A 21,804-nucleotide genomic window follows, 5' to 3' on the forward strand; every position below is an offset into this window, starting at 1 on the left:
GATGCCGTTGCCGCTGCCGTGCCCGGGTAGCGGCGGCACCGGGCCCGTCCCGGGCGCATGGTGCTGCATTCAGCGGTGGACGGCGAGTGCTGTGGCGCTCCCGTGGCACTCGCCCCCGTGGAGAAGGATGCGGCATAACCGACGTACCATCAATTACATCTAGCAGAGCGATAGTTGGGGGAATCAGATGCACCGTGCCATACCCTTACGCGCCGTCAGCGCCGCCGCTCTGCTAGCCCTGCTCGTTGGCTGCGGCGGCGGTGACGGCGGTGACAGGCCTCCGTCCGCGCAGCCCTCCTCGAAGACCGCCGGCGCCGCCCCTGCCCCCGCGGAGTCCGAGACCGCCTCGCTCGCCGCCTACGACCCGCCCACCCGCTTCGAGGATTACGGCAGCCTCCACGCACCCGGACTGGGGACCGTTGCCCTGGACGGGCAGAAGGCCTACTACGTCGCTCCCGGTGAGCTCGTCGCCTGGAATCTCGCCGGCGGCGAGGAGATCGGAACGCTTGAGGCGGAGACATCCTCCTGGCGTCATGAGCCCGAGTACGACGGTACCTACAAGACGGTCCCGCACGCTCCCGGCCTCGGCACGGTCGACGGCAAGCGGTACGCGGTCGCCGCCTTCCCCACCAGCACAGAGGGTTCGGGCAGCGCCGCCGACAGCGTCGGCGTCGAGGTGGCCGCGATGGACGCCGGGAGCGGCCAGGAGGCGTGGCGGACGAAGTGGGACCTGCCCAGGTCGGACGACGGGTACCTGGTCACCTATGTCGCCGGGATCGTCGGCCGTACGGCCGTCGTCGTGTCCCACGGCGAGTACCGGTACCCCGTGACGTACGGGATCGACCTCATCACCCGCAAGGAAACCTGGCGCAACACGTCCTTCAAGGCGCAGATGGTCCAAGGCACACGTGTCCTCGGTCAGAAGCGCGGCGCCGAGGACGCCCTCACGCTCTCGGCCGTCGACGGCGCGAGCGGCCGGGGCCTCTGGACGGGGATGGAGGTCGGCGCCGACTGGACCGTCAGCGCCTTCGCGCCGGACCGGGTCTGGGTGGCGGACCCGGACGGCCGGGCGGTGGTCGAGACCACGACCGGCAAGGACATGAACTACGAGGGCTTCGGCGAGCGCCTGCACTCGATCGAGAAATGCGTGGACGACCGGCTCAGGACCACCTTCTGCGCCGCCCGCACCGTCAAGGGCGCGGAGATCTCCGCGTACGACCGGACCGGCAAGCGGCTGTGGCGCGTGGGCGGACCGTCGGACGACTCGGGACGGACGGAGATGATCCTGCGGTCCGCGTTCCATGGCATGGTCTACGCGGCCTTCAACGACGGGACGGGAGCGGCGATCGTTCTGGACGGGGCGACCGGGGCCGACAAGGCCACCGATCCCGGGTACGCACCCCTGCTGCTCAACACCTACGTGGGGCTGACGTACAGAGGGCAGGGCGAGGTCAGCGTCTACCGCGCCACGCGCTGACCGGGTGCCCCGTATCACCCGGCACCGGGTCAGGGCCGGCCGTCGCGAGACGCGGCCGGCGGCTCAGGCCCCCGCCCCCGCCCTGCCCGGCACCCGCCCCTCCCGCGTCCAGCCCAGCAGTTCGTCCGCCGTCCACGTGGTGACGACGCGCTCCGGCGGGACCTCGCACTCCTCGGCGCGGGCGCAGCCGTAGGCCTGCCAGTCCAGTTGTCCGGGGGCGTGCGCGTCCGTGTCGACGGCGAACAGGGTGCCCGCGGCCACGGCCTGGCGCAGCAGGCGGCGGGGCGGGTCGAGGCGTTCGGGGCGGCTGTTGATCTCCACCGCCGTGCCCGCCTCGGCGCACGCGGCGAAGACCTCCTCCGCGTCGAACCGCGACTCGGGGCGGCCCCGGCCGGTGACCAGGCGGCCGGTGCAGTGGCCGAGGATGTTCGCCCGGGGGTGGCGGACGGCGGCAAGGAGCCGGCGGGTCATCGGGGCGGGGTCCATCCGCAGTTTGGAGTGGACGGAGACCACGACGACGTCGAGGCGTTCCAGGAGTTCCTCCTCCTGGTCGAGTGAGCCGTCGAGGTGGATGTCGCACTCGATGCCCGTCAGCAGCCGGAACGGCGCCCAGCGCTCGTTGAGTTCGGCCACCACGTCGAGCTGTTCCCGCAGCCGCTCGGGCGAGAGCCCGTTCGCGACCGTCAGCCGGGGCGAGTGGTCGGTGAGGACCGCCCAGTCGTGGCCGAGCTCCGCCGCCGTACGGCCCATCTCCTCGATCGGGCTGCCGCCGTCCGACCAGTCGGAGTGCAGATGGCAGTCGCCGCGCAGCAGGGCGAGCAGGCGTTCACCGCCCTCGGTGAGCGGGCCGTTCTCCTCGGTCTCGGTCTCCAGGCGCTCCAGGTAGGCGGGCGTCTGTCCGGCGACGGCCTCGCCGATCACCTGGGCGGTTCGGGGGCCGATGCCCTTGACCCGTTCCAGGGAGCCGTTCGTGACCCGTTCCGCGGCCTCTCCGTCGGCCATCGCGGCCACGATGCGGGCAGCGGTGCGGAAGGCCTGGACGCGGTACGTCTCGGCTCGGCCGCGCTCCAGCAGGAAGGCGATCCGCTCCAGCGCCCGGACCGGGTCCATCGGCACCTCCTGGGGGAGAACGGGGCGGGCATCCTGTCCAGCTTGGCCCAGGCCCGCCCCGTCCGCACACCGGAAGTGCCGCGGCGACGGTCAGCCGAAGGAGGACCGGGCCAGCCAGAAGTCCAGCAGTTCCGCGTCGCCCAGCAGCTCGACCCGGTCGCTGTCCGGGGCCAGGCGGCGGTTGAAGACCAGCATCAGGTCGGTGAGCGGTCCCCGCAGCGCCACGGTCGCCTTCCCGTGCGCGCGGCTCCACGTGAAGCCGTCCTCGCCGAACTCGATGAGCCACTCGGCGTCCGGTACATCGGTGGCGTGCAGGTGGAGGGAGCGGCCAGCGCCGCGCAGCTCCGCGGCCTCCGGGTCGCCCTCGGCCTGGGCGTGGGCGACGATCTCCAGCCACTCGTCGATCGTGTCGGCGGCCAGGTCGGGCGCCATCGTGTACGGGACCTTCGCGGCCAGGGACGCGTCCGCCAGGTGGACGACCGTCTCCATCGCCATCCGACGCGCCCAGAAGCCCGCGTTCTGGTCCCGGTACCAGGACCAGACCTCCGTGTCCGGCCCCGCCTCCCGCAGCGCCTCGGCTGCGCCGGCCGCCCCGGCCGCCAGCCAGGCGTCGAGCACGGCGGGGTCCTCGCCGTCGGGGGCGGACGCGGGCACCTGTTCGTCCGGGACCTCTTCGGTGGCCCGGGTGCGGATGATCTCGGCGGCCCAGCGGTGGGCGCCGCCGATGTGGACGGCGAGGTCGCGCAGCGTCCACTCGGGGCAGGTCGGGACGGTCGCCTCGAGATCGGCGCCGCTGATCGCCGACCTCAACGTGTCGGTCAGGAGCACGATTTCGTCGCAGTAGCGCTCATGCGCGAGGGAGGTCGCGAGGGAAGTCATGCCCGCACTCTAATCGGGCCACGACCCTCCTCACATGCGGTTATCCACCGAGCTGCGAGACGGACGGCACCTTGTCCTCGACCTCGGCGCCCGCGCTCTTCCCGGCGTCCTTGATGCTGTTGATGACGCTCTCGAACGCACCGATGTCGCCGTCGCCCATCTCGCCCTTGCGGAGCTTGGTGGCCATGCCCTTGAGGGACGCGATGCCCGCGGTCAGCGGGGCTACGGCCTTCGACAGCAGCGGGTCGCCCTTGGCGTTCTCCGTGGCGGCCTTGAGCCGGTTGTAGGCGAAGCCGCCCGCGAGCCCGGCCTTGACGAGCGCGAAGGTCCGCCCGTCCGCGCCCTTCTTGAACTTCCCGGCGCGGTACGGCTTGACGATCCACTGGTACGTCGCGCCCGCCGCGAGCCCCGCGTTGGCGACGAACCGCGTCTTGGCGTACTTCTGCGCCTCGGCCGACGAGGTGCCGGTGGGCGACGCCGTACTGCTCGCGCTGCTGCTGCTGCCGTCGTCGCTCCCGCACGCGGCGGTGCCCGTCAGCACGGAGCAGGACAGCAGCAGCGCCACGAGCAGTCTGCGGAGCGGTACGGAACGGGGCACGGCGGGCCTCCCTGACCGGGGACATCACGGTGGGTGCCGGGTCCCGGCACTCCCCCGCAAGGCTGGCCGCGGCCGGCCCCTGCCGCCACCGGAGTCCGCCGTCCGGGTTTCGCACGGCCGAAAGCGGCAACCCGCAGTCCATGTCTTACAGACGAGGCAACGGAAGCAGTACCGCAGCACGTGTCATAGCCGTGGTGGCCGACATCATGGCTTTCATCATCGGCCTGTGGATCCTGATGTACCTGCTCGACGCCAACCGGGGCAACGACCTGGTCGACTTCGTGCAGCACAGCGCCCGATGGCTCGCAGGCTGGTCGTACGACCTGTTCACCTTCGACGCGGCATGGGCCCGGGTCGTCTGCGGATACGGTCTGGCCGCCGTGGTGTACCTGTTCGTCGGGCACGCGGTCGCAGGCCGCATCCGGCACTGAGTGCGCCGTGACAGCCCGGCTCAGTCGCAGCAGTCGGGCTCAAGCCCCTTCGGCAGCCTCTCCCCGCTGAAGACCGCGGTGGTCGCCTCGTCCCCCCCGAGGGCGGCCACCGCCAGCAGGAGCGAACCGGCGGTCCACGCCGTGTGCTCCTCGGGCCAGAACGCCCGGTCGCCCTCGAAGACGTACCCCGTCCAGTACATGCCGCCCTCGGCCCGCAGGTGCTGGATCGACTGGAGGATCTCCAGGGCCCGGTCGGACTCGCCCATCACCCAGAGGGCCAGGGCCAGTTCGCAGCTCTCGCCGCCGGTCACCCACGGGTTGGGCAGCACGCAGCGCACACCGAGGCCCGGGACGACGAAGCGCTCCCAGCCCTCGTCGATCCGCTGCTGGGCCGCCGGCCCGCCGATGGCTCCGCCGAGGACCGGGTAGTACCAGTCCATCGAGTAGTGGCTCTTGTCGAGGAAGCGCTCCGGGTGGCTGCGGATCGCGTGTCCCAGCGCCCCGGTCGCCAACTCCCAGTCGGGCTGCGGCTCTTCTCGGCACTCGGCGAGGGCCAGCGCACAGCGCAGGGCCTGGTGGATGGAGGAGGAGCCGGTCAGCAGCGCGTCCGTCAGCCGGGTGCCGTCGGCCTCCTGCTTCCAGCCGATCTGTCCGCCGGGCTGCTGGAGCCGCAGGACGAACTCGACGGCGGCGAAGACCGTCGGCCACATCCGGTCGACGAACGCGTCGTCGCCGGTGGCGAGGTAGTGGTGCCAGACGCCGACGGCCACGTAGGCGCAGAAGTTGGTCTCCAGGCCCCGGTCGGTCGGCTGCTGCGGGTCGCCGTCGTGGTAGGCCGCGTACCAGGAGCCGTCCTCGTTCTGGTTGCGGGCGAGCCACTCGTACGCCCGCTCCGCGGCGGCGTGTTCGCCGGCCGCGTCCAGGGCCATGGCGGCCTCGGTGTGGTCCCACGGGTCGAGGTGGTGGCCGCGGAACCACGGGATCGCGCCGTCGTCGCACTGCACGGCGAGGATCGCGGCGACGGTCTCGGCGGCCTCCCCGGCGGTGAGGACTCCGGGCAGGACGAGGTGTTCGGTCTGCTCGGGAAGACTCACGCCCCGGCCTCGGCCGTCACGGTGGCGGGCAGGTGCGGCTTGGTCGCGTAGGCCACGAAGGACTTGCCGACGACCGGGTTGAGCAGCTGCTCGGCGACCCGGGTGACCATGGGCTTCTTCATGATGTCCCAGACGAGCAGCTTGTGGTACGCCCGCACCGGCAGCGCCTTGTCGTTGTCGACGCCGAACGCGCACTTCAGCCACCAGTAGGGCGAGTGCAGGGCGTGGGCGTGATGGCTGCCGTAGGGCTTGAGGCCGGCGCCGCGGATCTTGCCCAGCAGCTCATCCGCCCGGTAGATGCGGATGTGGCCGCCCTCGACCTCGTGGTACGCGTCGGAGAGCGTCCAGCAGACCTTCTCGGGGCCGTAGCGCGGGACGGTGATCGCGATCCGGCCGCCGGGCTTCAGGACCCGGACCATCTCGGCGAGCACGCCCTTGTCGTCCGGGATGTGCTCCATGACCTCGGAGATGATCACGACGTCGAAGGACGCGTCGGGGAACGGCAGGTTGAGCGCGTCGCCCTCCATCGCGGTGGCGGTGGCACCCTCGGGCGCCTCCCCGGCCTCCTTCATCGCCGCGAACCACTTCGCGACCTCGCGGATCTCCTCGCCGTTCTGGTCGAGCGCCACCACCTGGGCGCCGCGCCGGTAGCACTCGAAGGCGTGGCGTCCGGCGCCGCAGCCCAGGTCGAGCACTCGGTCGCCTGCGGCGAGCGGGAAGCGGGTGAAGTCCACGGTCAGCACGAATGCCTGCTTTCGCGGTCGAGGGGTCGGAGTCGGAGAGGAAGGATGCGGGTGGGGAGCGCCGTCACCGTCGGCCGCCGGGGCCGGTGGCGGCACGGGCCGCGATCGCCTCCCGGTAGAGCGCGGCGGTGCCGATGGCCGCCTGCTTCCAGGTGAACCGGGCGAGGACCCGTGCGCGCCCGGCCGCCCCGAGCCTGGTGCGCAGCTCCGGGTCGCCGAGCAGACGGCCGAGCGCGTCGGCCAGGGCGCCGGGATCGGCGGGCGGGACCGCCAGACAGGTTTCGCCGTCCGGGCCCGCAACCTCGGGGATCGCGCCGCCGGTGGTGGCGACGAGCGGGGTGCCGGTGGCCATGGCCTCGGCGGCGGGCAGCGAGAACCCCTCGTACAGCGAGGGGACGCAGGCGATCTGGGCGCCTCGCACCAGGTCCACGAGTTCGGTGTCGCTGATGCCCTTGACGAACTCGACGGCGTCCCCGAGCCCGTGCCGTTCGATGGCCTGGGCGACCGGGCCGTCCTCGGCGCGGCGGCCGACGACGACCAGGTGCGCGGCGGGGTTGTCGGTACGGAGCTTGGCCAGCGCCTCGACGAGGTGGACGAGGCCCTTGAGCGGTACGTCGGCGCTGGAGGTGGTGACGATCCGGCCGGGGACCTCGGCGACGGACGCGTCGGGCGACCACAGGTCGGTGTCGGCGCCGATGTGCACGACGCGGACGCGGCGCGGGTCCACACCGAGGTGGTCGACGATCTCCTGCTTGGAGGAGCCGGAGACGGTGAGCACGGACGGCAGCCTGCGCGCGACCCGCTTCTGCATGCGGGTGAAGGCGTACCAGCGGCGTACGGAGGCGCGGCGGCGGCGAGTCGGGGCGGCGTCCAGGTCGAGCTGCCGGTCGACGGTGATGGGGTGGTGGATCGTGGTGACGAGCGGGGCGCCGAGGTCGCCGAGGAGCCCGTAGCCGAGCGTCTGGTTGTCGTGGATGACGTCGAACTCGCCGCTCCGGGCCGCGAGATGGCGTCGGGCACGCAGGCTGAAGGTGAGCGGTTCGGGGAATCCGCCGGTCCACATGGTGGCGACCTCCGCGGCGTCGATCCAGTCCCGGTACTCGCCGCGCTTCGGGGTGCGGAACGGGTCGGGCTGCCGGTAGAGGTCCAGGCTCGGCAGCTCGGTGAGCGGGACGCCCTCGTCGAGCACGGGGTAGGGCTGGGCGCCGATCACCTCGACGCTGTGGCCGAGGCGGGCGAGCTCCCGGGCGAGGTGGCGTACGTAGACGCCCTGGCCGCCGCAGTAGGGGTTGCCCTTGTACGTGAGGAGCGCGATGCGCAGGGGCCGGTCGTCAGCCGGGGCGGCGCCTGTGTCCGACGTAGCGACGCCCGCACGGGGGCCCGACTCTATGGCCTCAGCGGTCACACTCGGCCCCCTTCTCACTGCGTGTCCGCCGGAGCGTATCCGCTCGCGCTAATCTAGAACAAGTTACAGACCGACCGGCAGATGGAGGGCGGCGTCGGACTGCATCGTTCAATGGGCTACGAATCTACCGGCAGGTAGCAACGGTGCAACGGCCGGATCAGGTGATTCGCGCCACGGCACACACCCTGGCATGCTGTGCGCCGCCGGACCGGCCGCCGCAGCCTCGCGGCCGCGGACAGAAGCCTCGGGATGGGACACATGACAGCGGAAGCCAGACCGGCATCGCCGCCCCTGACGGAACGCCAGGAGGCCCGCCGCCGCCGCATCCTGCACGCCAGCGCCCAGCTCGCCAGCAGGGGCGGGTTCGAGGCCGTCCAGATGCGCGAGGTGGCGGAGGCCGCGGGGGTGGCCCTGGGCACCCTGTACCGCTACTTCCCGTCCAAGGTCCATCTGCTGGTCGCCACCATGCAGGACCAGCTCCAGCACATGCACGGCACGCTCCGCAAACGGCCCCCGGCCGGGGCCGACGCTGCGGAGCGGGTCGCCGACACCCTGATGCGGGCCTTCCGCGCGATGCAGCGCGAACCGCATCTGGCGGACGCGATGGTGCGGGCGCTGACCTTCGCCGACCGCAGTGTGAGCCCCGAGGTGGACACCGTCTCGCGGCTCACGACGGCGATCATCCTGGACGCGATGGGGCTGGAGCACCCGACGCCCGAACAGCTCTCGGCCGTCCGGGTCATCGAGCACACCTGGCACTCCGCGCTGATCACCTGGCTGTCCGGCCGGGCGTCGATCGCGCAGGTGAAGATAGACATCGAGACGGTCTGCCGGCTGATCGACCTGACGGCACCGGACCCGGCTCCCTGACTCGATCCGGACCCTGCCCATGTGCGGCGCCCACACGCCTCCCGGGTCAGGTGGGGTTCCCTGCACCATATCGACGGCGGCACGGTCTTCATACGGTTCGGCGACATCACAGGAACACGCCGAGGAGCCGGTCACCATGCGTCGCAGAACCAGCCGAGCCAGCAGATCCCGCAGATCCCTCACCGACATCCGTGCCGTCGCCGTCCTGGCCGCCGCCGGTCTGCTGCTGACCGGCTGCACCGCCGCCGGAACGGCGGGCGACTCCGGCTCCGACGGGTCCGGGAAGTCCGCCGACGCGCCCGTGAAGGTCGGTTTGGTCTACTCCCGGACCGGACTGCTCGCGGACTACGGCAAGCAGTACCGCGACGGCTTCATGGCGGGCCTGGACTACGCGACGCAGGGCACCGGCAAGGTCGCCGGCCACCGCATCGAGGTCACCGAGCAGGATGACGCGGGCGACCCCGGCAAGGCCGTCTCCGCCGCGAAGAACCTGATCGGCAAGGGCTACAAGGTGCTGGCCGGCACCACCGACTCCGGCGTCGCCCTCCAGATGGCGCCGCTCGCCGCGCAGAACAAGGTGCTGTACGTCAGCGGCCCGGCGGCCACCGACGCGGTGACCGGCATCAACGACTACACCTTCCGCTCGGGCCGCCAGTCCTACCAGGACATCCTGACGGCGGGCGCGATGCTCGGCGACGCCCGGGACAAGAAGGTCACGGTCCTCGCGCAGGACTCCACGTTCGGCCAGGCCAACGTGGCCGCCGTGAAGGCGGTGCTCGGCGCGAAGGGTGCGAAGGTCGGCTCCGTGCTGGCGCCGCCCAGCGCGACGGACCTGACACCGTTCGCCCGGCAGGTCAAGGCGGGCGGGCCCGACCTGGTCTTCGTCGCCTGGGCCGGTTCGACCGCCCCGGCGCTGTGGACCGCGCTGGACCAGCAGGGTGTGCTGGGCGCGGGCAAGGTCGTCACCGGGCTCGCCGGGACCGCCTCGTACCCGGTCTTCGGGGCGGCCGGGGCCAAGGTGTCGTTCCTGGCGCACTACTTCCCGGGTGCCGGCGGCGGCAACGCCGTGGAGAAGGCGATGCTCGACGCGGTCACGAAGGCCGGCGGCACGCCCGACCTGTTCACCCCGGACGGCTTCACCGCCGCCCAGATGATCGTGCACGCCGTCGCCGAGGGCAGCGCCACCGACCCGGACGCGATGGTGAAGGCCCTGGAGGGCTGGACCTTCGACGGGGCCAAGGGCAGGCAGCAGGTCCGGGCCGAGGACCACGCCCTGCTCCAGCCGATGTTCGTGGCCCGGCTGTCCGGCAAGGGCGCCGCCCTGAAGCCGGAACTGCTGGACACCGAGGCGATGGACGCCGTGGCGCCGCCCGCGAAGCCCTCGGCGGGCTGAACCGTGACCGCACCCCACACCCCCGGGCGCCGGGACGGCGGCCCGGCGGGCCTGGCGGACCCCGTGCTCCGGCTGGACACCGTCGGCTGGAGCGTCGGCGGCGCGACCATCGTCCAGGACATCACCCTGAGCGTCCGTGAGGGCGAGTTCCTCGCCTTCATCGGCCCCAACGGGGCAGGCAAGACATCCCTGTTCAACCTGATCAGCGGAGTGACCCTGCCCACCGCCGGCACGATCGCGCTGGACGGCGCGGACATCACGGACCGGCCCGCGCACCTCCGCGCCCGGCGCGGCATCGGCCGGACGTTCCAGACCTCCAGCCTCTGGCCCGCGATGAGCGTCGCCGACCACGTCCGGCTGGCCGCGCAGGCCGCCCGGGGCGGCTCGTACCGCCTCTGGCGCCGCGCCGACCCGTTCACCGCCGACGTCGCGGGAGTCCTGGAGCGCACCGGCCTCGGCCACCGGGCCCGGGCCACGGCCGCCGAACTGTCGCACGGCGAGAAGCGGAAGCTGGAGCTCGCCGTGCTGCTGGTGGGCGAGCCCCGGCTGATGCTGCTCGACGAGCCGATGGCCGGAGTGAGCGCCGAGGAGGTCCCGGCGCTGACCGAACTGATCCGCACCCTGCACCGGGAGGAGGGCCGCACGGTCCTCATGGTCGAGCACCACATGGACGTCCTGCTGGGCCTCGCGGACCGCCTCGCCGTGATGCACCACGGCCGCCTCCTCGCCCTGGACACCCCCGAGGCCGTGACCGCCGATCCGACCGTGCAGCAGGCCTACCTCGGGGAGGGGCTGTGAAGACGGAGCAACCCCTGCTCGCCGTGGCGGACCTGCGCGTCCTGATCGGCGGCCGCCACATCCTGCACGGCGTCGGCCTGGACGTCGCCGGCCACGGCGTGACCGCGCTGCTCGGCCGCAACGGGGCCGGGAAGACCACGACCGTACGGGGCATCCTCGGCCTCGTCCCGCGCAGCGGGAGTGTCCGCCTCGACGGTGAGGAGACCGTGGCGCTGCCGACGCACGCGCTGGTCCGGCGCGGGATCGGCTACGCGCCCGAGGACCGGGGCATCTTCGCCGGACTGACCGTCGCGGAGAACCTGCGGCTGGCGGAACGGCGCGGTGCGGGCGAGCCCGCCTACCCGCTGGTCCATGAACTCTTCCCCGAACTGAAGCAGCGGGCACGGCAGTTGGCCGGGACACTGTCCGGCGGCCAGCAGCAGATGGTCGCGATCGGCCGCACCCTGCTCAACGCCAACCGGCTGATCATCGCGGACGAACCGACCAAGGGCCTCGCGCCGAAGGTGGTCACCGAGGTCGCGCAGGTGCTGGAGCGGGCCGCCGAGGCGGTGCCGGTGCTGCTCGTGGAGCAGAACCTCGCCGTCGTGCGCCGGCTCGCCGCCCACTGCGTGGTGCTGGCCGACGGCCGGACCGCCCACCGGGGCCCGGCGGCCGAACTGCTCGGCGACGCGGAGGCGGCCCGCAGGCTGCTCGGCGTGGGCCACGGACCGCTGACCCCCCGGACCGCGGAGGCGGATTCCTGATGTCCACCCTCGTCCTGCTCACCATGACCGGACTCGGTCTGGGAGCCCTCTACTTCCTCATCGCGTCCGGACTCTCCCTGATCTTCGGCCTGATGGACGTCCTCAACTTCGCCCACGGGGCGCTGCTGTCCATCGGCGCGTACGGCACCTGGTGGGCGGCGTCCGGGAACCTGCCCGGCGCGGGTCCCGGCGGCGCCGGTTTCGTCCTCGCGGTCCTGTTCGGTACGGCGGTGGGCACCGCGGCCGCCGTGCTCCTGGAACTCGCCGTCGTCCGACCGCTCTACACCCGGCCGCGCGAGCAGGTGCTCGCCACGGTCGGGGTGGGGCTCGCCGTCCCGGCGCTGCTGTCGGGCATCTGGGGCTCGGACGCCCGGACCTTCCCCGGGCCCGAGTCCCTGTCCGGCACCTTCGCGCTGCTGGGCGCACAGGTCCCGGTCAACCGCCTCGTCCTGATCGCCGCTGCCGTCGTGGTCCTGGTCGCGCTGCGGCTCTTCCTGGGCCGGACCCGGCACGGCCTGGTCGTACGGGCGGGCGTCGAGGACCGGGCCATGGTCACCGCGCTCGGCATCGACGTCCGCAAGGCGTTCACGCTCGTCTTCGCGATCGGCGGCGCGGCCGCCGCGCTCGGCGGGGCGCTCGGCGGGCTGTACTTCGGTTCGGTCGACCCCCGCCAGGGCACGTCGCTGCTGATCTTCGCGTTCGTCGTCGTGGTCACCGGCGGGATGGGCTCGGTGACCGGCGCCGCCGTGGCGTCCGTCGTCATCGGCCTGGTCCAGCAGTTCGCCAACTACTACACCGCCGCGGGCCTCGGCGATCTGGCGGTCGTCGCCCTGCTCGCCGCGCTGCTGCTGATCCGCCCGCGCGGACTGACGGGGAGGCTCGCGTGAGCACCGCCATCAAGACACCCGACCGCACCGAGAACCCGGCTGCCCCCGTGCGGACGGCCGGCGCACCCCGGCTGCTGCGCTGGTGGCCGGCCGCCGTCCTGCTGGTCCTGATCGTCGCGCCGTTCAGCGCCGTGCCGGTACCGGGACTGCTGGACGGCCCGCTCGGCAGCGCGGGAAGCCTCCAACTCCTCGCCACCTGCCTGCTGTTCGGCGCCCTGGCCACGGGCTACGACCTGCTGCTCGGGCGCACCGGACTGCTCTCGTTCGGCCATGCGCTGTACTTCGCCTCGGGCAGTTACGCCACCAACATGTTCCTGCTGGAGGCGGGTCTGCCCTTCGCGCTCGCCGCGGTCCTCGGTCTGCTCTTCGGGATCGCGCTGGCCCTGGTCCTGGGGTCGGTGAGCCTGCGCGTCACCGGGATCGGCTTCTCCATGGTGACCCTGGCCTTCGCCCAGGCGGGCTCGATCCTGGTGTCCCGCAACCCCGGCGGCGTCACCGGCGGCGAGGAGGGCCGGGCGGCCCCGGCCGGTCTGCTGCCGTCCTGGCTCGTCGGCATCGACCACACCGCGAACCTCTACTGGATCGCCCTGGCCTACCTCGTCCTGACCCTGTCCGTCGTCGCCTGGGCGGTCCGCTCCCCCACCGGGCGCGTCTGGGAGGGCATCAGGGAGAACGAGCGCCGGGTGGAGGTGCTGGGCCTGAGACCGTACGGATTCAAGCTGACCGCCTTCGTCGTCGCGGGCGCGCTCGCCGCGCTCGGCGGCATCGTGCATCTGCTCCTGACCGGCGGCTCCACCCCCCAGACCACCACGTCCGACTTCACCCTGTCGCTGCTGGTGATGGTGGTGCTGGGCGGTTCGGGCACCCGCTGGGGTCCGATGGTCGGCGGGATCCTCTACACCTGGGCGGACCACCGGCTCGGCGATCTGGCCGGTTCGGGCGCGGTCGCCGACCTGCCCGCGGTCCTGCGCGTCCCGCTCTCCCAGCCGCTGTTCCTGCTGGGCGTGCTGTTCGTGGCCGTGGTACATCTGCTGCCTGGCGGCCTGGCCCGGCTGCCGTCCAGGCTGAGGGCCGTCGCGTACCGGAAGGAGACCGGAGACCAGTGATCGCGTACGAGGAAATCAACGTACCGGTGAGCGGGGGCGCGTTGGCGGCGCTGCGCTGGCCGGCCACCGATCCGCAGGCGCCGACCGTGGTGGCGCTGCACGGCATCACCGCCAACGCGCTCTCCTGGGGCGCCGTGGCCCGGCAGCTGGCCGGCCGCGTCACGCTGGTCGCTCCGGATCTGCGGGGCAGGGCGGGGAGTTCGGGCCTGCCGGGCCCGTACGGCATCGCCGCGCACACGGACGACGTGGCCGCCCTGACCGAGGCGCTGGGCCTGGACCGGGTGGTGCTGGCCGGCCACTCGATGGGGGCGTTCGTGGCGGCCCTGGCCGCGGTGCGGCACCCGGACCGCTTCGGCCCGCTGCTCCTCGTCGACGGCGGTATCGGCTTCCCCGCGCCGACGCACCTGACGCCCGACGAGCTGCTGACGGCGGTGATCGGCCCGGCGATGGACCGGCTTTCGATGACCTTCACGGACCGGGCCGCCTACCGCGCGTTCTGGCAGGCGCATCCGGCGTTCGCGGGCGCGTGGTCGGACGAGGTGGACGCCTACATCCAGCGCGACCTGACGGGCGAGGAGCCCGTCCTGCGCTCGTCCTGCCGGATCGAGGCGATCCGCACGGACGGCGTCGGCCTGTTCGACGAGGAGGTACTCACGGCGGTACGGAAGCTGCCCGTCGGGGCGACCCTGCTGTGGGCGGCGCGCGGCTTGATGGACGAGGAGCAGGGGCTCTACGACGAGAGCCGGCTCGCGGCGGCGGACCTGGGCGGGACCCGGGTGGAGCCGGTGCAGGTGAAGGACGTGAACCACTACACGGTGCTGACGGGCGAGCGGGGCGGGCGGGAGATCGCCGACCGGCTGGTGGCGTACGCACGCGCCTGAGACGAGGGCCGGCCCGGCAGGCGCTGCCGGGCCGGCCCTCCGGTCAGCTCGCGCAGCCGCTGTCCGCGATCACGAAGTGGCCGGCCGGTGACTCCTTCAGGGTGTGGGTGACGAAGACGTTGTACAGGCCCATGTTCTGGTCCGAGCCGTTGGCGTACACGTACCCGCCGGTGGTGTGGGCCCTGCCCGCCGCCACGTGCGCGTAGTTGGTGGCGGTGTAGCACTGCGCCGGTGCGCTGCCGCCGGTGGTGGTCGCCGTCACCTGGGCCGAGGCGGTACCGGCCGCGCCCTCCGCGTCGATCGCCGTCACGGTGTAGCGGTAGGCGGTCCCCGCGGTGAGGCCGGTGTCCGTGTACGTGGTGGCGGTGGGCGAGGCGATCTTCGTGCCGTTGCGGTGGACGGTGTACGAGGCGGCGCCCTCGACCGCCTTCCAGGACAGGGAGGCGGTGGTGTCCGTGGTGCCGGTGACCGTGACGCCCGCGGGAGCGGGCAACTGGCCGCCGCCACCGCCGGGGGTGCCGCCGTCCAGGCCCCAGAAGACGCCCGTGTAGTACGTCGAGCAGATCGTGTTCAGGAAGTACGCGGCAGTCGTCCCGCAGTTCCGCTCGCCCGAGCCGGGGCTGACGGGCAGGCCGTGGCCCATGCCGGAGAGGGTGTACGTCTCCACGGCCGGGTTCCCGGAGGCGTCGTCGTAGACACTGCGGGTGGTGTTCCCGGGCAGGGTGTCGGTGGACGAGGGGGTCTGGCCGATGCCCCAGACGTCCGTCCACTGGTCGCGCAGGGCCGTGGCGTTCGCCGGGTAGACCGTGTAGTCCGAGGTGCCCTGCCAGATCGCCACGCGGGGCCAGGGGCCGGAGTAACCGGGGTAGGCGGCCCGGACCTTGTCGCCCCACTGGGCGGGGCTGAGCTTCTGCGGGCCCGTCTGGCAGCCGGACGCGGCCGCCTGGCTCGTCGCGCACTGGGCGGGCAGCCCCGAGGCCACGGAGCCGCCCGCGAACACGTCCGGATAGGCGGCCAGCAGGTCCGCGGTCATGCCGCCGCCCGCCGAGAGGCCGGTGACGTACACCCTCCGGCCGTCCGATCCGTAGGTCTGCTTCGCGTACTCGACCATCTGCACGACGGACGCGGCCTCGCCCCTGCCCCGGGTGTCATCGGCCGGGTCGAACCAGTTGAAGCAGGACAGCGCGTTGTTCGCGGACGTGGTCTGCGGGAAGACCACGGAGAAGCCCCATGCGTCGGCGAACTCCGGCCAGCCGGAGTTGGCGTAGTACGCGGAGGCCGTCTGCGTGCAGCCGTGCAGGGCGACGACCAGCGGCGCTCCGGCCGGGAGTCCGGCGGGTGTGTAGGCGTACATCTGCAGGTTGCCGGGGTTGGAGCCGAAGGCGGTGACCTGCTGGAGGCCGCCCGCCGCGGCTGCGGCCGGGGTCGCGGCCGCGGTGGTGCTCAGGGTCGCCGCGAGCAGGCCGAGGACGGCCGTGGACGCGACGCGGCGGAACAGGCGTCTCAGGATCGGTGGGCGCACGGGTGCCTCCCTGGTCGGTACGTGCGGGGGGATGTGGTTGCTGCCGGAACCTACGAGCCGGGGGCGGCCGCGCCCATGTGGCAGGCGGACACCGGCGCGTACCGGGTGTGTGCGGCCGGGCCGTTGCGCGGTCCGGGGGCAGGGCGGCACGGCGTCCCCGCACCACGGGGCACCACGTACGCCGCCACCATGCCGGGGCGGGAGGGTGTGTGCACCGGCGCCATGTGACACGGGCCGCCGCGTACCTACGGTGACGGCCATGGAGACTTCCCGCAGACCGGATCACGAGCCCGCCGCCCCTTCCTCCGGCGGATCACCGCAGGCACCCGCAGAACCGCTGCTGGCCGGGCGCACCGCGCTGGTCACCGGCGCGGCGAGCGGCATCGGGCGGGCCTGTGCGCAGGCGCTCGCGGCGGCGGGTGCGCACGTACACGTCGTGGACAGGTCCGGGGAGGCGGCGAAGAGCCTGGCGGAGGAGATCGGCGGGACGGCCTGGGTGGTGGACCTGTCCGACCCGGCGGTCGTCGACACGCTGCCGGCCGATGCGGACGTGGTGGTCAACAACGCGGGCATCCAGCACGTCGCGCCCGTCCACGAGTTCCCGCCGGACCGGTTCGCGCTGATCCAGCGCGTGATGGTGGAGACCCCGTTCCGCATCTTGCGCCGGACCCTGCCGGGCATGTACGAACGCGGCTGGGGGCGCGTGGTCAACATCTCCTCGGTGCACGGACTGCGCGCGAGTCCCTACAAGTCGGCCTATGTGACGGCCAAGCACGCGTTGGAGGGGCTGAGCAAGGTGGTCGCGCTCGAAGCGGCGGAGTACGGGGTGACGAGCAACTGCGTCAGCCCCGGCTACGTACGCACTCCCCTGGTCGAGAACCAGATCGCCGACCAGGCCCGGACACACGGCATCTCGGAGGCGGACGTGGTGCGGCGGGTGATGCTGGAGCGCAGCGCGATCAAGCGGCTGATCGAGCCGGCGGACGTCGCCGAGGCGGTCCTGTGGCTGTGCGGGCCCCGCACCGGGCACATCACGGGCACCTCGCTCTCCATGGACGGCGGCTGGACCGCCAACTGACCCGACCGCCCTCCTACGAACGCTGGACGCCATGCCTGAACCGCTCCCCTCCGCCGCGCCCCACCTCAGGCGCCTGTTCGACCTGCTGGCCGACGACGCGCCCGCCGAGGCGCTGGGGGCCGTCTCCTCGCAGGCGCGGGGGGACGGTGTGCCCGCCGAGGAGCTCGCCGAGGTGGAGCGGGCCACGGCCACCGCGCTGCGGATCAGGGGCGCCCTGCGGCAGCACCGGCGCCGCGAGCTCCAGCTGACCGCGCTGTTCGACACGGCGGGCGACCTGGCGGCCTCCCGTGATCTGGACGACGTGCTGAAGGCGATCGTGCGGCGGGCCAGGATGCTGCTGGGCACGGACACGGCCTATCTGACGCTGCCGGACGAGGAGGCGGGCGACACCTACATGCGGGTGACCGACGGGTCGGTGTCGGTCCTCTTCCAGCGGTTGCGCCTGGAGCTCGGCGAGGGGCTCGGCGGCCTGGTGGCGCAGACCGCGAGCCCGTACGCGACACCGGACTACCCGGCCGACGAACGCTTCCACCACACCCGCAACATCAACGCCGGCGTCCTGGACGAGGGCCTGGTCGCCATCCTGGGCGTGCCGCTGCTGCTCGGCTCCAGCCGGGGCGGTACGGGAAAGGTGATCGGCGTCCTCTTCGCGGCCGACCGGGCGCCCCGGGTCTTCAGCCCCGACGAGGTGGCGCTGCTCTGTTCGCTGGCCGCGCACGCCGCCATCGCCATCGACACCGCCCGCGCTCTGGCCGACACCACCGCGGCCCTGGCCGAGCTGGCGGAGGCGAACGCGGAGCTGGCCGAGGCCAACGCCTCCGTACGGGCGCACTCGGCGGCCATGCGGCGGGCCGAGGAGTCGCACGACCGGCTGACGGACCTGGTCCTGCGCGGCAGGGACGTCAAGGACGTCGCGGCGGCCGTCGCCGGACTGCTCGACTCCCCGCTGACCATTCACGACCCGGGCGGCCGCCCGCTGGCCGCGGTGCGCCCGGACGGCAGCGGCTTCGCCGCCGACAGCATGGACGCCGGGTGGCTGGCGGAGGCGGCAGAGGAGTCCCGTACGGGGGCGCGTGCCGTGTACCGCGACGGGCGGGTGGTCTGCGCGGTGCTCGCCGGGCAGGAGCTGCTGGCCGGGCTCGTGCTGCACCGCGGGCGGGCCCTGGACGACTCCGACCGCCGGCTGTTCGAACGCTCGGCGGTGGTCACGGGGCTGCTCCTGCTGCTGCGGCGCACGGTGGCCGAGACGGAGAACCGGATCCGCGGCGAGCTGATCGCCGACCTCCTGACGGACACCGGCCGCGATCCGGCGGGGCTGGCCGAGCGCGGACGCCGCCTGGGCATCGACCTGGACCGCCCGCATCTGCTGCTGGTGGCGGAGACCGGGGCGCGGGAGCGGCTGGCCCCGGCTGCCCTGCGCTACCTGTTCGGCGGGGACATCCACGGGGTAAGCGCCGAACACGGGGGCGCGGTCGTGCTGTTGATCGAGAAGGACGGCGCGGACGCGGGGCGCGCGGCCCGTTCGGCGGCGGCCCAGCTGGGCCAGCTCGCCCAGTCCCCGGTCACCGTGGCCGCCGCCGGCCCGGCCCGGGGTCCCCGGGAGCTGGCGGCGGCATACGGCGAGGCGGCGCGGTGCCTGCGGGCGATGCGGGTGCTGGGGCGTGCGGGCGAGGGTGCGTGCGTGGAGGAACTCGGCTTCCTGGGCGTGGTCCTGGGCAACGCCCAGGACGTCGACGGCTTCGTGACGGCGGCGCTGGGGCCGCTGCTGGAGTACGACGCGCAGCGCGGCACGCATCTGGTGCGGACGCTGGGCGCGTACTTCGCCGCGGGCGGCAGCCTGATCCGGGCCAAGGACGAGCTGCACGTGCATGTGAACACGGTGGTGCAGCGCCTGGACCGGATCCAGGTGCTGCTGGGCCGGGACTGGAACGAGCCGGACCGGGCGCTGGAGCTGCAACTCGCCCTGCGGCTGCACCTGCTGTCGGGCACCCGGCCCACCGGCACCCGCTGAGCGCCGCCCGTCGCGGCGGCGAGGAAAGGACATCCGTCCCGCGCGGCGGATGTCCTACACTCCGCGCCATGAAGATCGCGACTGCTGCCGTCACCGGGGACCTGGCACCGACCGGTGTGCTGAGGGCCTCGGTCAACCTCGGGAACCCGGTCCTCGCCCAGGGCACACCCGCCGATCCGGCCGGGGTCACGGTCGACCTCGCTCGGGAGATCGGCGCGCGTCTGGACGTCCCGGTGGAACTCCTCTGCTTCGACGCGGCCCGCAAGTCGTACGAGGCGATGGCCACCGGCCGGGCCGATATCTGCTTCCTTGCGATCGACCCGGCCCGGGAGGCCGAGGTCGCCTTCACCGCGCCCTACGTACTGATCGAGGGCGTCTACGCCGTACCGTCCGGCTCGCCCCTCGCCTCCGTCGCGGACGTCGACCGGGAGGGCGTCCGGATCGGGGTGAAGCAGGGCTCCGCGTACGACCTGTTCCTGACCCGCACCCTCCGGCACGCGACGGTGGTGCGCGGCGCGGAGGGCGTCGACGTCTTCCGCGAGCAGGGCCTGGAGGCCGCGGCCGGCATCCGGCAGCCGATGACGGAGTTCGCCGCGGCCGATCCGGACGGGGTACGGCTGATCGAGGACCGGTTCATGGAGATCCGGCAGGCGGTGGGAACGACCCGGAGCCGGACGCCGGAGGCGGTGGCCTTCCTGCGGGACGTGGTCGAGGAGCTGAAGGCCACGGGCTTCGTGGCGGAGGCGATGCGCCGCTCGCAGCGCCCGGACGCCCTGGTGGCCCCACCCGCGTGAGGGGGCGGCCCCGGGCCGTCGGCGCCGCCCCCGGCCCCCTCACTCCTCCGGCGGGAACACCACCTCGCCCGAGTCGGCCAGCGCGACCGTGATGGCCTCGACCGGGCAGCCCTCGGCGGCGGCCAGGACCCGTTCGTTGGCGTCGGTCTCCGGATCGACGGGATGCGACTGCCGGGCGGTGTCCAGCCGGAACCCGTCCGGGGCGTGGTTCACGCACATCCCCGACCCGATGCAGACGCCCCGGTCGACCTCGACGCTCCACCGGTCCCCCATCAGGCCTCGCTCCCGTACCCGGCGGGCAGGTGGATCATCTTGTGCTCGAAGTACTCCCCGTATCCCTCGGGCCCGAACTCCCGGCCCACGCCGGAGTTCTTGTAGCCGCCGAACGGGCCGAGCATGTCGAGGCTGAAGGTGTTCACGCTGTACGTGCCGGTCCTGACCCGGCGGGCGATGTCGATGCCGCGCTCGGTGTCGGCGGTCCAGACGCTGCCGCTGAGGCCGTACTCGGAGTCGTTGGCGATCTTCACGGCCTCGTCCTCGTCGCCGTACGGCAGCAGGCAGATGACCGGTCCGAAGATCTCCTCGCGGGCGACGCGCATGGAGTTGTCGACGTCGCCGAAGAGGGTCGGCTCGACGTACCAGCCGCGCTCCTGCGACGCCGGACGGCCGCCCCCGGTCAGGACCTTCGCGCCCTCCTCCTGCCCGATCCGGATGTAGTCGAGGGAGCGCTGCTGCTGGCGCTGCGCGACGAGCGGGCCCAGTTCGGTGGTGGGGTCGAGAGGGTCGCCGACCTTCAGCGCGCCGGCGGCGGCGGCGAAGGCCTCGGCGGTCTCCTCGTACCGGGAACGCGGTACGAGGATGCGGGTCTGGGCCACACAGGCCTGGCCGTTGATCATCCAGGCGAAGGGCACGATGCCGGCGACGGCGGCGTTCAGGTCGGCGTCGGGGAGGATCACGGCGGCCGACTTCCCGCCCAGTTCCAGGGTGACGCGGGTGAGGTTGCGCGAAGCGACCTCCATGACGCGCCGGCCGGCGGCGACGGATCCGGTGAAGGAGACCTTGTCGACGCCCGGGTGCCCGACGAGGTATTCGCTGACCTCACGGTCGGCGGGCAGGATCGACAGCACGCCCTCGGGCAGCCCGGCCTCGGCGACGATCTCCGCCAGGATGTAGGCGTCGAGCGGCGATTCGGGCGAGACCTTGAGGACGGCCGAGCATCCGGCGAGCAGCGCGGGCGCGAGCTTGGCGGCGGCGGTGAACTGGGGCACGTTCCACGGCACGACGGCCGCGACGACCCCGACCGGCTCCCGCCGCACGAGCAGCGGGCCGAGCGCCCCGTCCCGGCGTTCCTCGTACGGGAAGGCGCGGGCGACGGTGATCGCCGCGTCCCAGACCATCATCGCGGCGAGGGCCTGCACCATGACGCTGGAGGTGTACGGGGTGCCGTTCTCCGAGCTGATGACCCGGGCGATCTCCTCGTACCGCACGGCGAACGCGTCCTTGATCCGCGTGACGACGGCGATGCGCTCGTCCAGCGGCATCCGCGGCCAGGGCCCGTGGTCGAACGCCTGCCGGGCGGCGGCGACGGCCCGGTCCACGTCCCCCTCGGCGGCATGCGGCACGCGGCCGATGACCTGCTCGGTGTGCGGGGAGATGACCTCGATGACATCCCGTCCGAGCGGATCCACCAACTCCCCGCCGATGAACAGTTTTCCGTGTTCGACAAGCTCGCTCATGGCTGCTGCCTCCCGCGACGCGGCACGTGACCCGCCCGACTGACCGATTCTGCATCTGACCCTGTGTCAGAACTGATACCAGTTCCAGTTCCAGGAGTCCACGGCCGGGACAACGCCGGCCGGGTCCGTGACCGAACCCCTCCCGGCGCCGGAACCGGCATGGATGGTCGACCGGGGCTACCACTGGAACAAGTTCTCGTTACAGTGGATCCGACGCGTCGTGGCCGTACCCCGCACGCCGCCGAGAC

21 protein-coding genes are annotated in these 21,804 nt (G+C 72.9%); 12 read left to right on the forward strand and 9 right to left on the reverse strand.

Annotated features, from left to right (window positions below; translation table 11 throughout):
* Window positions 1–187 precede the first annotated feature (187 nt).
* Window positions 188–1,477, forward strand: coding sequence for a PQQ-binding-like beta-propeller repeat protein (locus tag ACIQMX_RS07235; protein ID WP_402475662.1), 1,290 nt, complete (start codon window positions 188–190; stop codon window positions 1,475–1,477).
* Window positions 1,478–1,540: 63 nt separating this feature from the next.
* Here the strand turns inward: ACIQMX_RS07235 and ACIQMX_RS07240 are convergent, their stop codons facing one another.
* From ACIQMX_RS07240 to ACIQMX_RS07250, 3 genes are all read right to left on the reverse strand, one after another.
* Window positions 1,541–2,587: a PHP domain-containing protein gene (locus ACIQMX_RS07240; protein WP_402475664.1), complete on the reverse strand. Its 1,047-nt coding sequence runs from the start codon at window positions 2,585–2,587 to the stop codon at window positions 1,541–1,543.
* Window positions 2,588–2,677: 90 nt separating this feature from the next.
* On the reverse strand, window positions 2,678–3,466 hold the full coding sequence (locus ACIQMX_RS07245; protein WP_363074685.1) for a maleylpyruvate isomerase family mycothiol-dependent enzyme: 789 nt from the start codon (window positions 3,464–3,466) through the stop codon (window positions 2,678–2,680).
* Window positions 3,467–3,506: 40 nt separating this feature from the next.
* A complete protein-coding gene (locus ACIQMX_RS07250) occupies window positions 3,507–4,064 on the reverse strand; it encodes a hypothetical protein (protein ID WP_363074683.1) in 558 nt (185 codons plus the stop codon).
* Between the two features lie 140 nt (window positions 4,065–4,204).
* Between ACIQMX_RS07250 and ACIQMX_RS07255 the strand changes: the two genes are divergently transcribed.
* The gene (locus ACIQMX_RS07255; protein ID WP_148017523.1) at window positions 4,205–4,495 is read left to right on the forward strand and encodes a hypothetical protein; all 291 of its coding nucleotides are present in this window, start codon (window positions 4,205–4,207) and stop codon (window positions 4,493–4,495) included.
* A gap of 20 nt (window positions 4,496–4,515) precedes the next feature.
* Here ACIQMX_RS07255 and ACIQMX_RS07260 read toward each other — a convergent pair whose 3' ends face one another.
* From ACIQMX_RS07260 to ACIQMX_RS07270, 3 genes are all read right to left on the reverse strand, one after another.
* Window positions 4,516–5,589, reverse strand: coding sequence for a prenyltransferase (locus tag ACIQMX_RS07260; protein ID WP_363074681.1), 1,074 nt, complete (start codon window positions 5,587–5,589; stop codon window positions 4,516–4,518).
* Entirely contained in the window at window positions 5,586–6,332 is a 747-nt protein-coding gene (locus tag ACIQMX_RS07265) for a class I SAM-dependent methyltransferase (RefSeq protein ID WP_363074679.1), read from the reverse strand. Before ACIQMX_RS07265 ends, ACIQMX_RS07260 begins: the two co-directional genes overlap by 4 nt.
* 64 nt (window positions 6,333–6,396) lie before the next feature.
* Window positions 6,397–7,737 (reverse strand): glycosyltransferase family 4 protein, encoded by a 1,341-nt coding sequence (locus ACIQMX_RS07270; protein WP_402475667.1) that lies wholly within the window; start codon window positions 7,735–7,737, stop codon window positions 6,397–6,399.
* A 258-nt stretch (window positions 7,738–7,995) separates the two neighbouring features.
* Here ACIQMX_RS07270 and ACIQMX_RS07275 point away from each other — a divergent pair, with 258 nt between their 5' ends.
* From ACIQMX_RS07275 to ACIQMX_RS07305, 7 genes are all read left to right on the forward strand, one after another.
* Window positions 7,996–8,607: a TetR family transcriptional regulator gene (locus ACIQMX_RS07275; RefSeq protein ID WP_363074675.1), complete on the forward strand. Its 612-nt coding sequence runs from the start codon at window positions 7,996–7,998 to the stop codon at window positions 8,605–8,607.
* Between the two features lie 136 nt (window positions 8,608–8,743).
* On the forward strand, window positions 8,744–10,000 hold the full coding sequence (locus ACIQMX_RS07280; RefSeq protein ID WP_402475668.1) for a substrate-binding domain-containing protein: 1,257 nt from the start codon (window positions 8,744–8,746) through the stop codon (window positions 9,998–10,000).
* A gap of 3 nt (window positions 10,001–10,003) precedes the next feature.
* Complete coding sequence (locus ACIQMX_RS07285; RefSeq protein ID WP_363074671.1) at window positions 10,004–10,798, forward strand: ABC transporter ATP-binding protein; 795 nt, start codon at window positions 10,004–10,006, stop codon at window positions 10,796–10,798.
* Window positions 10,795–11,541, forward strand: coding sequence for an ABC transporter ATP-binding protein (locus tag ACIQMX_RS07290; RefSeq protein ID WP_402475670.1), 747 nt, complete (start codon window positions 10,795–10,797; stop codon window positions 11,539–11,541). The genes ACIQMX_RS07285 and ACIQMX_RS07290 overlap by 4 nt, the downstream gene beginning before the upstream one ends.
* Window positions 11,541–12,428: a branched-chain amino acid ABC transporter permease gene (locus ACIQMX_RS07295; RefSeq protein WP_402475672.1), complete on the forward strand. Its 888-nt coding sequence runs from the start codon at window positions 11,541–11,543 to the stop codon at window positions 12,426–12,428. The genes ACIQMX_RS07290 and ACIQMX_RS07295 overlap by 1 nt, the downstream gene beginning before the upstream one ends.
* Window positions 12,425–13,534, forward strand: coding sequence for a branched-chain amino acid ABC transporter permease (locus ACIQMX_RS07300; protein ID WP_402475674.1), 1,110 nt, complete (start codon window positions 12,425–12,427; stop codon window positions 13,532–13,534). Before ACIQMX_RS07295 ends, ACIQMX_RS07300 begins: the two co-directional genes overlap by 4 nt.
* A complete protein-coding gene (locus ACIQMX_RS07305; RefSeq protein ID WP_402475675.1) occupies window positions 13,531–14,415 on the forward strand; it encodes an alpha/beta fold hydrolase in 885 nt (294 codons plus the stop codon). The genes ACIQMX_RS07300 and ACIQMX_RS07305 overlap by 4 nt, the downstream gene beginning before the upstream one ends.
* Before the next feature lie 43 nt (window positions 14,416–14,458).
* Here the strand turns inward: ACIQMX_RS07305 and ACIQMX_RS07310 are convergent, their stop codons facing one another.
* Window positions 14,459–15,937, reverse strand: a complete 1,479-nt coding sequence (locus ACIQMX_RS07310) for a PHB depolymerase family esterase (RefSeq protein WP_402475677.1) — start codon at window positions 15,935–15,937, stop codon at window positions 14,459–14,461.
* A gap of 259 nt (window positions 15,938–16,196) precedes the next feature.
* On the opposite strand from ACIQMX_RS07310, the gene ACIQMX_RS07315 reads away from it, so the two are divergent.
* The 3 genes from ACIQMX_RS07315 to ACIQMX_RS07325 all read left to right on the forward strand — a co-directional run bounded on the left by ACIQMX_RS07315 (window position 16,197) and on the right by ACIQMX_RS07325 (window position 19,820).
* A complete protein-coding gene (locus ACIQMX_RS07315) occupies window positions 16,197–17,015 on the forward strand; it encodes a 3-hydroxybutyrate dehydrogenase (protein WP_363074659.1) in 819 nt (272 codons plus the stop codon).
* 31 nt (window positions 17,016–17,046) lie between these two features.
* Window positions 17,047–19,026 carry a helix-turn-helix domain-containing protein gene (locus tag ACIQMX_RS07320; protein ID WP_402475679.1) on the forward strand — a complete coding sequence of 660 codons (1,980 nt, stop codon included), beginning with the start codon at window positions 17,047–17,049 and terminating at the stop codon, window positions 19,024–19,026.
* A gap of 68 nt (window positions 19,027–19,094) precedes the next feature.
* On the forward strand, window positions 19,095–19,820 hold the full coding sequence (locus ACIQMX_RS07325; RefSeq protein ID WP_402475681.1) for a transporter substrate-binding domain-containing protein: 726 nt from the start codon (window positions 19,095–19,097) through the stop codon (window positions 19,818–19,820).
* 39 nt (window positions 19,821–19,859) lie between these two features.
* Here ACIQMX_RS07325 and ACIQMX_RS07330 read toward each other — a convergent pair whose 3' ends face one another.
* Window positions 19,860–20,093: a ferredoxin gene (locus ACIQMX_RS07330; protein ID WP_363074653.1), complete on the reverse strand. Its 234-nt coding sequence runs from the start codon at window positions 20,091–20,093 to the stop codon at window positions 19,860–19,862.
* Window positions 20,093–21,556, reverse strand: a complete 1,464-nt coding sequence (locus tag ACIQMX_RS07335; protein ID WP_363074651.1) for an aldehyde dehydrogenase — start codon at window positions 21,554–21,556, stop codon at window positions 20,093–20,095. The genes ACIQMX_RS07330 and ACIQMX_RS07335 overlap by 1 nt, the downstream gene beginning before the upstream one ends.
* Window positions 21,557–21,804 lie beyond the last annotated feature (248 nt).

Source organism: Streptomyces sp. NPDC091416, assembly GCF_044756845.1.
Classification (GTDB): domain Bacteria; phylum Actinomycetota; class Actinomycetes; order Streptomycetales; family Streptomycetaceae; genus Streptomyces.

Coding starts and splice junctions, on each gene's coding strand:
- ACIQMX_RS07235 (WP_402475662.1), top strand. CDS start 188: ATGCACCGTGCCATACCCTTACGCGCCGTCAGCGCCGCCGCTCTGCTA.
- ACIQMX_RS07240 (WP_402475664.1), bottom strand. CDS start 2,587: ATGGACCCGGTCCGGGCGCTGGAGCGGATCGCCTTCCTGCTGGAGCGC.
- ACIQMX_RS07245 (WP_363074685.1), bottom strand. CDS start 3,466: ATGACTTCCCTCGCGACCTCCCTCGCGCATGAGCGCTACTGCGACGAA.
- ACIQMX_RS07255 (WP_148017523.1), top strand. CDS start 4,205: ATGTCTTACAGACGAGGCAACGGAAGCAGTACCGCAGCACGTGTCATA.
- ACIQMX_RS07275 (WP_363074675.1), top strand. CDS start 7,996: ATGACAGCGGAAGCCAGACCGGCATCGCCGCCCCTGACGGAACGCCAG.
- ACIQMX_RS07280 (WP_402475668.1), top strand. CDS start 8,744: ATGCGTCGCAGAACCAGCCGAGCCAGCAGATCCCGCAGATCCCTCACC.
- ACIQMX_RS07295 (WP_402475672.1), top strand. CDS start 11,541: ATGTCCACCCTCGTCCTGCTCACCATGACCGGACTCGGTCTGGGAGCC.
- ACIQMX_RS07315 (WP_363074659.1), top strand. CDS start 16,197: ATGGAGACTTCCCGCAGACCGGATCACGAGCCCGCCGCCCCTTCCTCC.
- ACIQMX_RS07320 (WP_402475679.1), top strand. CDS start 17,047: ATGCCTGAACCGCTCCCCTCCGCCGCGCCCCACCTCAGGCGCCTGTTC.
- ACIQMX_RS07325 (WP_402475681.1), top strand. CDS start 19,095: ATGAAGATCGCGACTGCTGCCGTCACCGGGGACCTGGCACCGACCGGT.
- ACIQMX_RS07330 (WP_363074653.1), bottom strand. CDS start 20,093: ATGGGGGACCGGTGGAGCGTCGAGGTCGACCGGGGCGTCTGCATCGGG.
- ACIQMX_RS07335 (WP_363074651.1), bottom strand. CDS start 21,556: ATGAGCGAGCTTGTCGAACACGGAAAACTGTTCATCGGCGGGGAGTTG.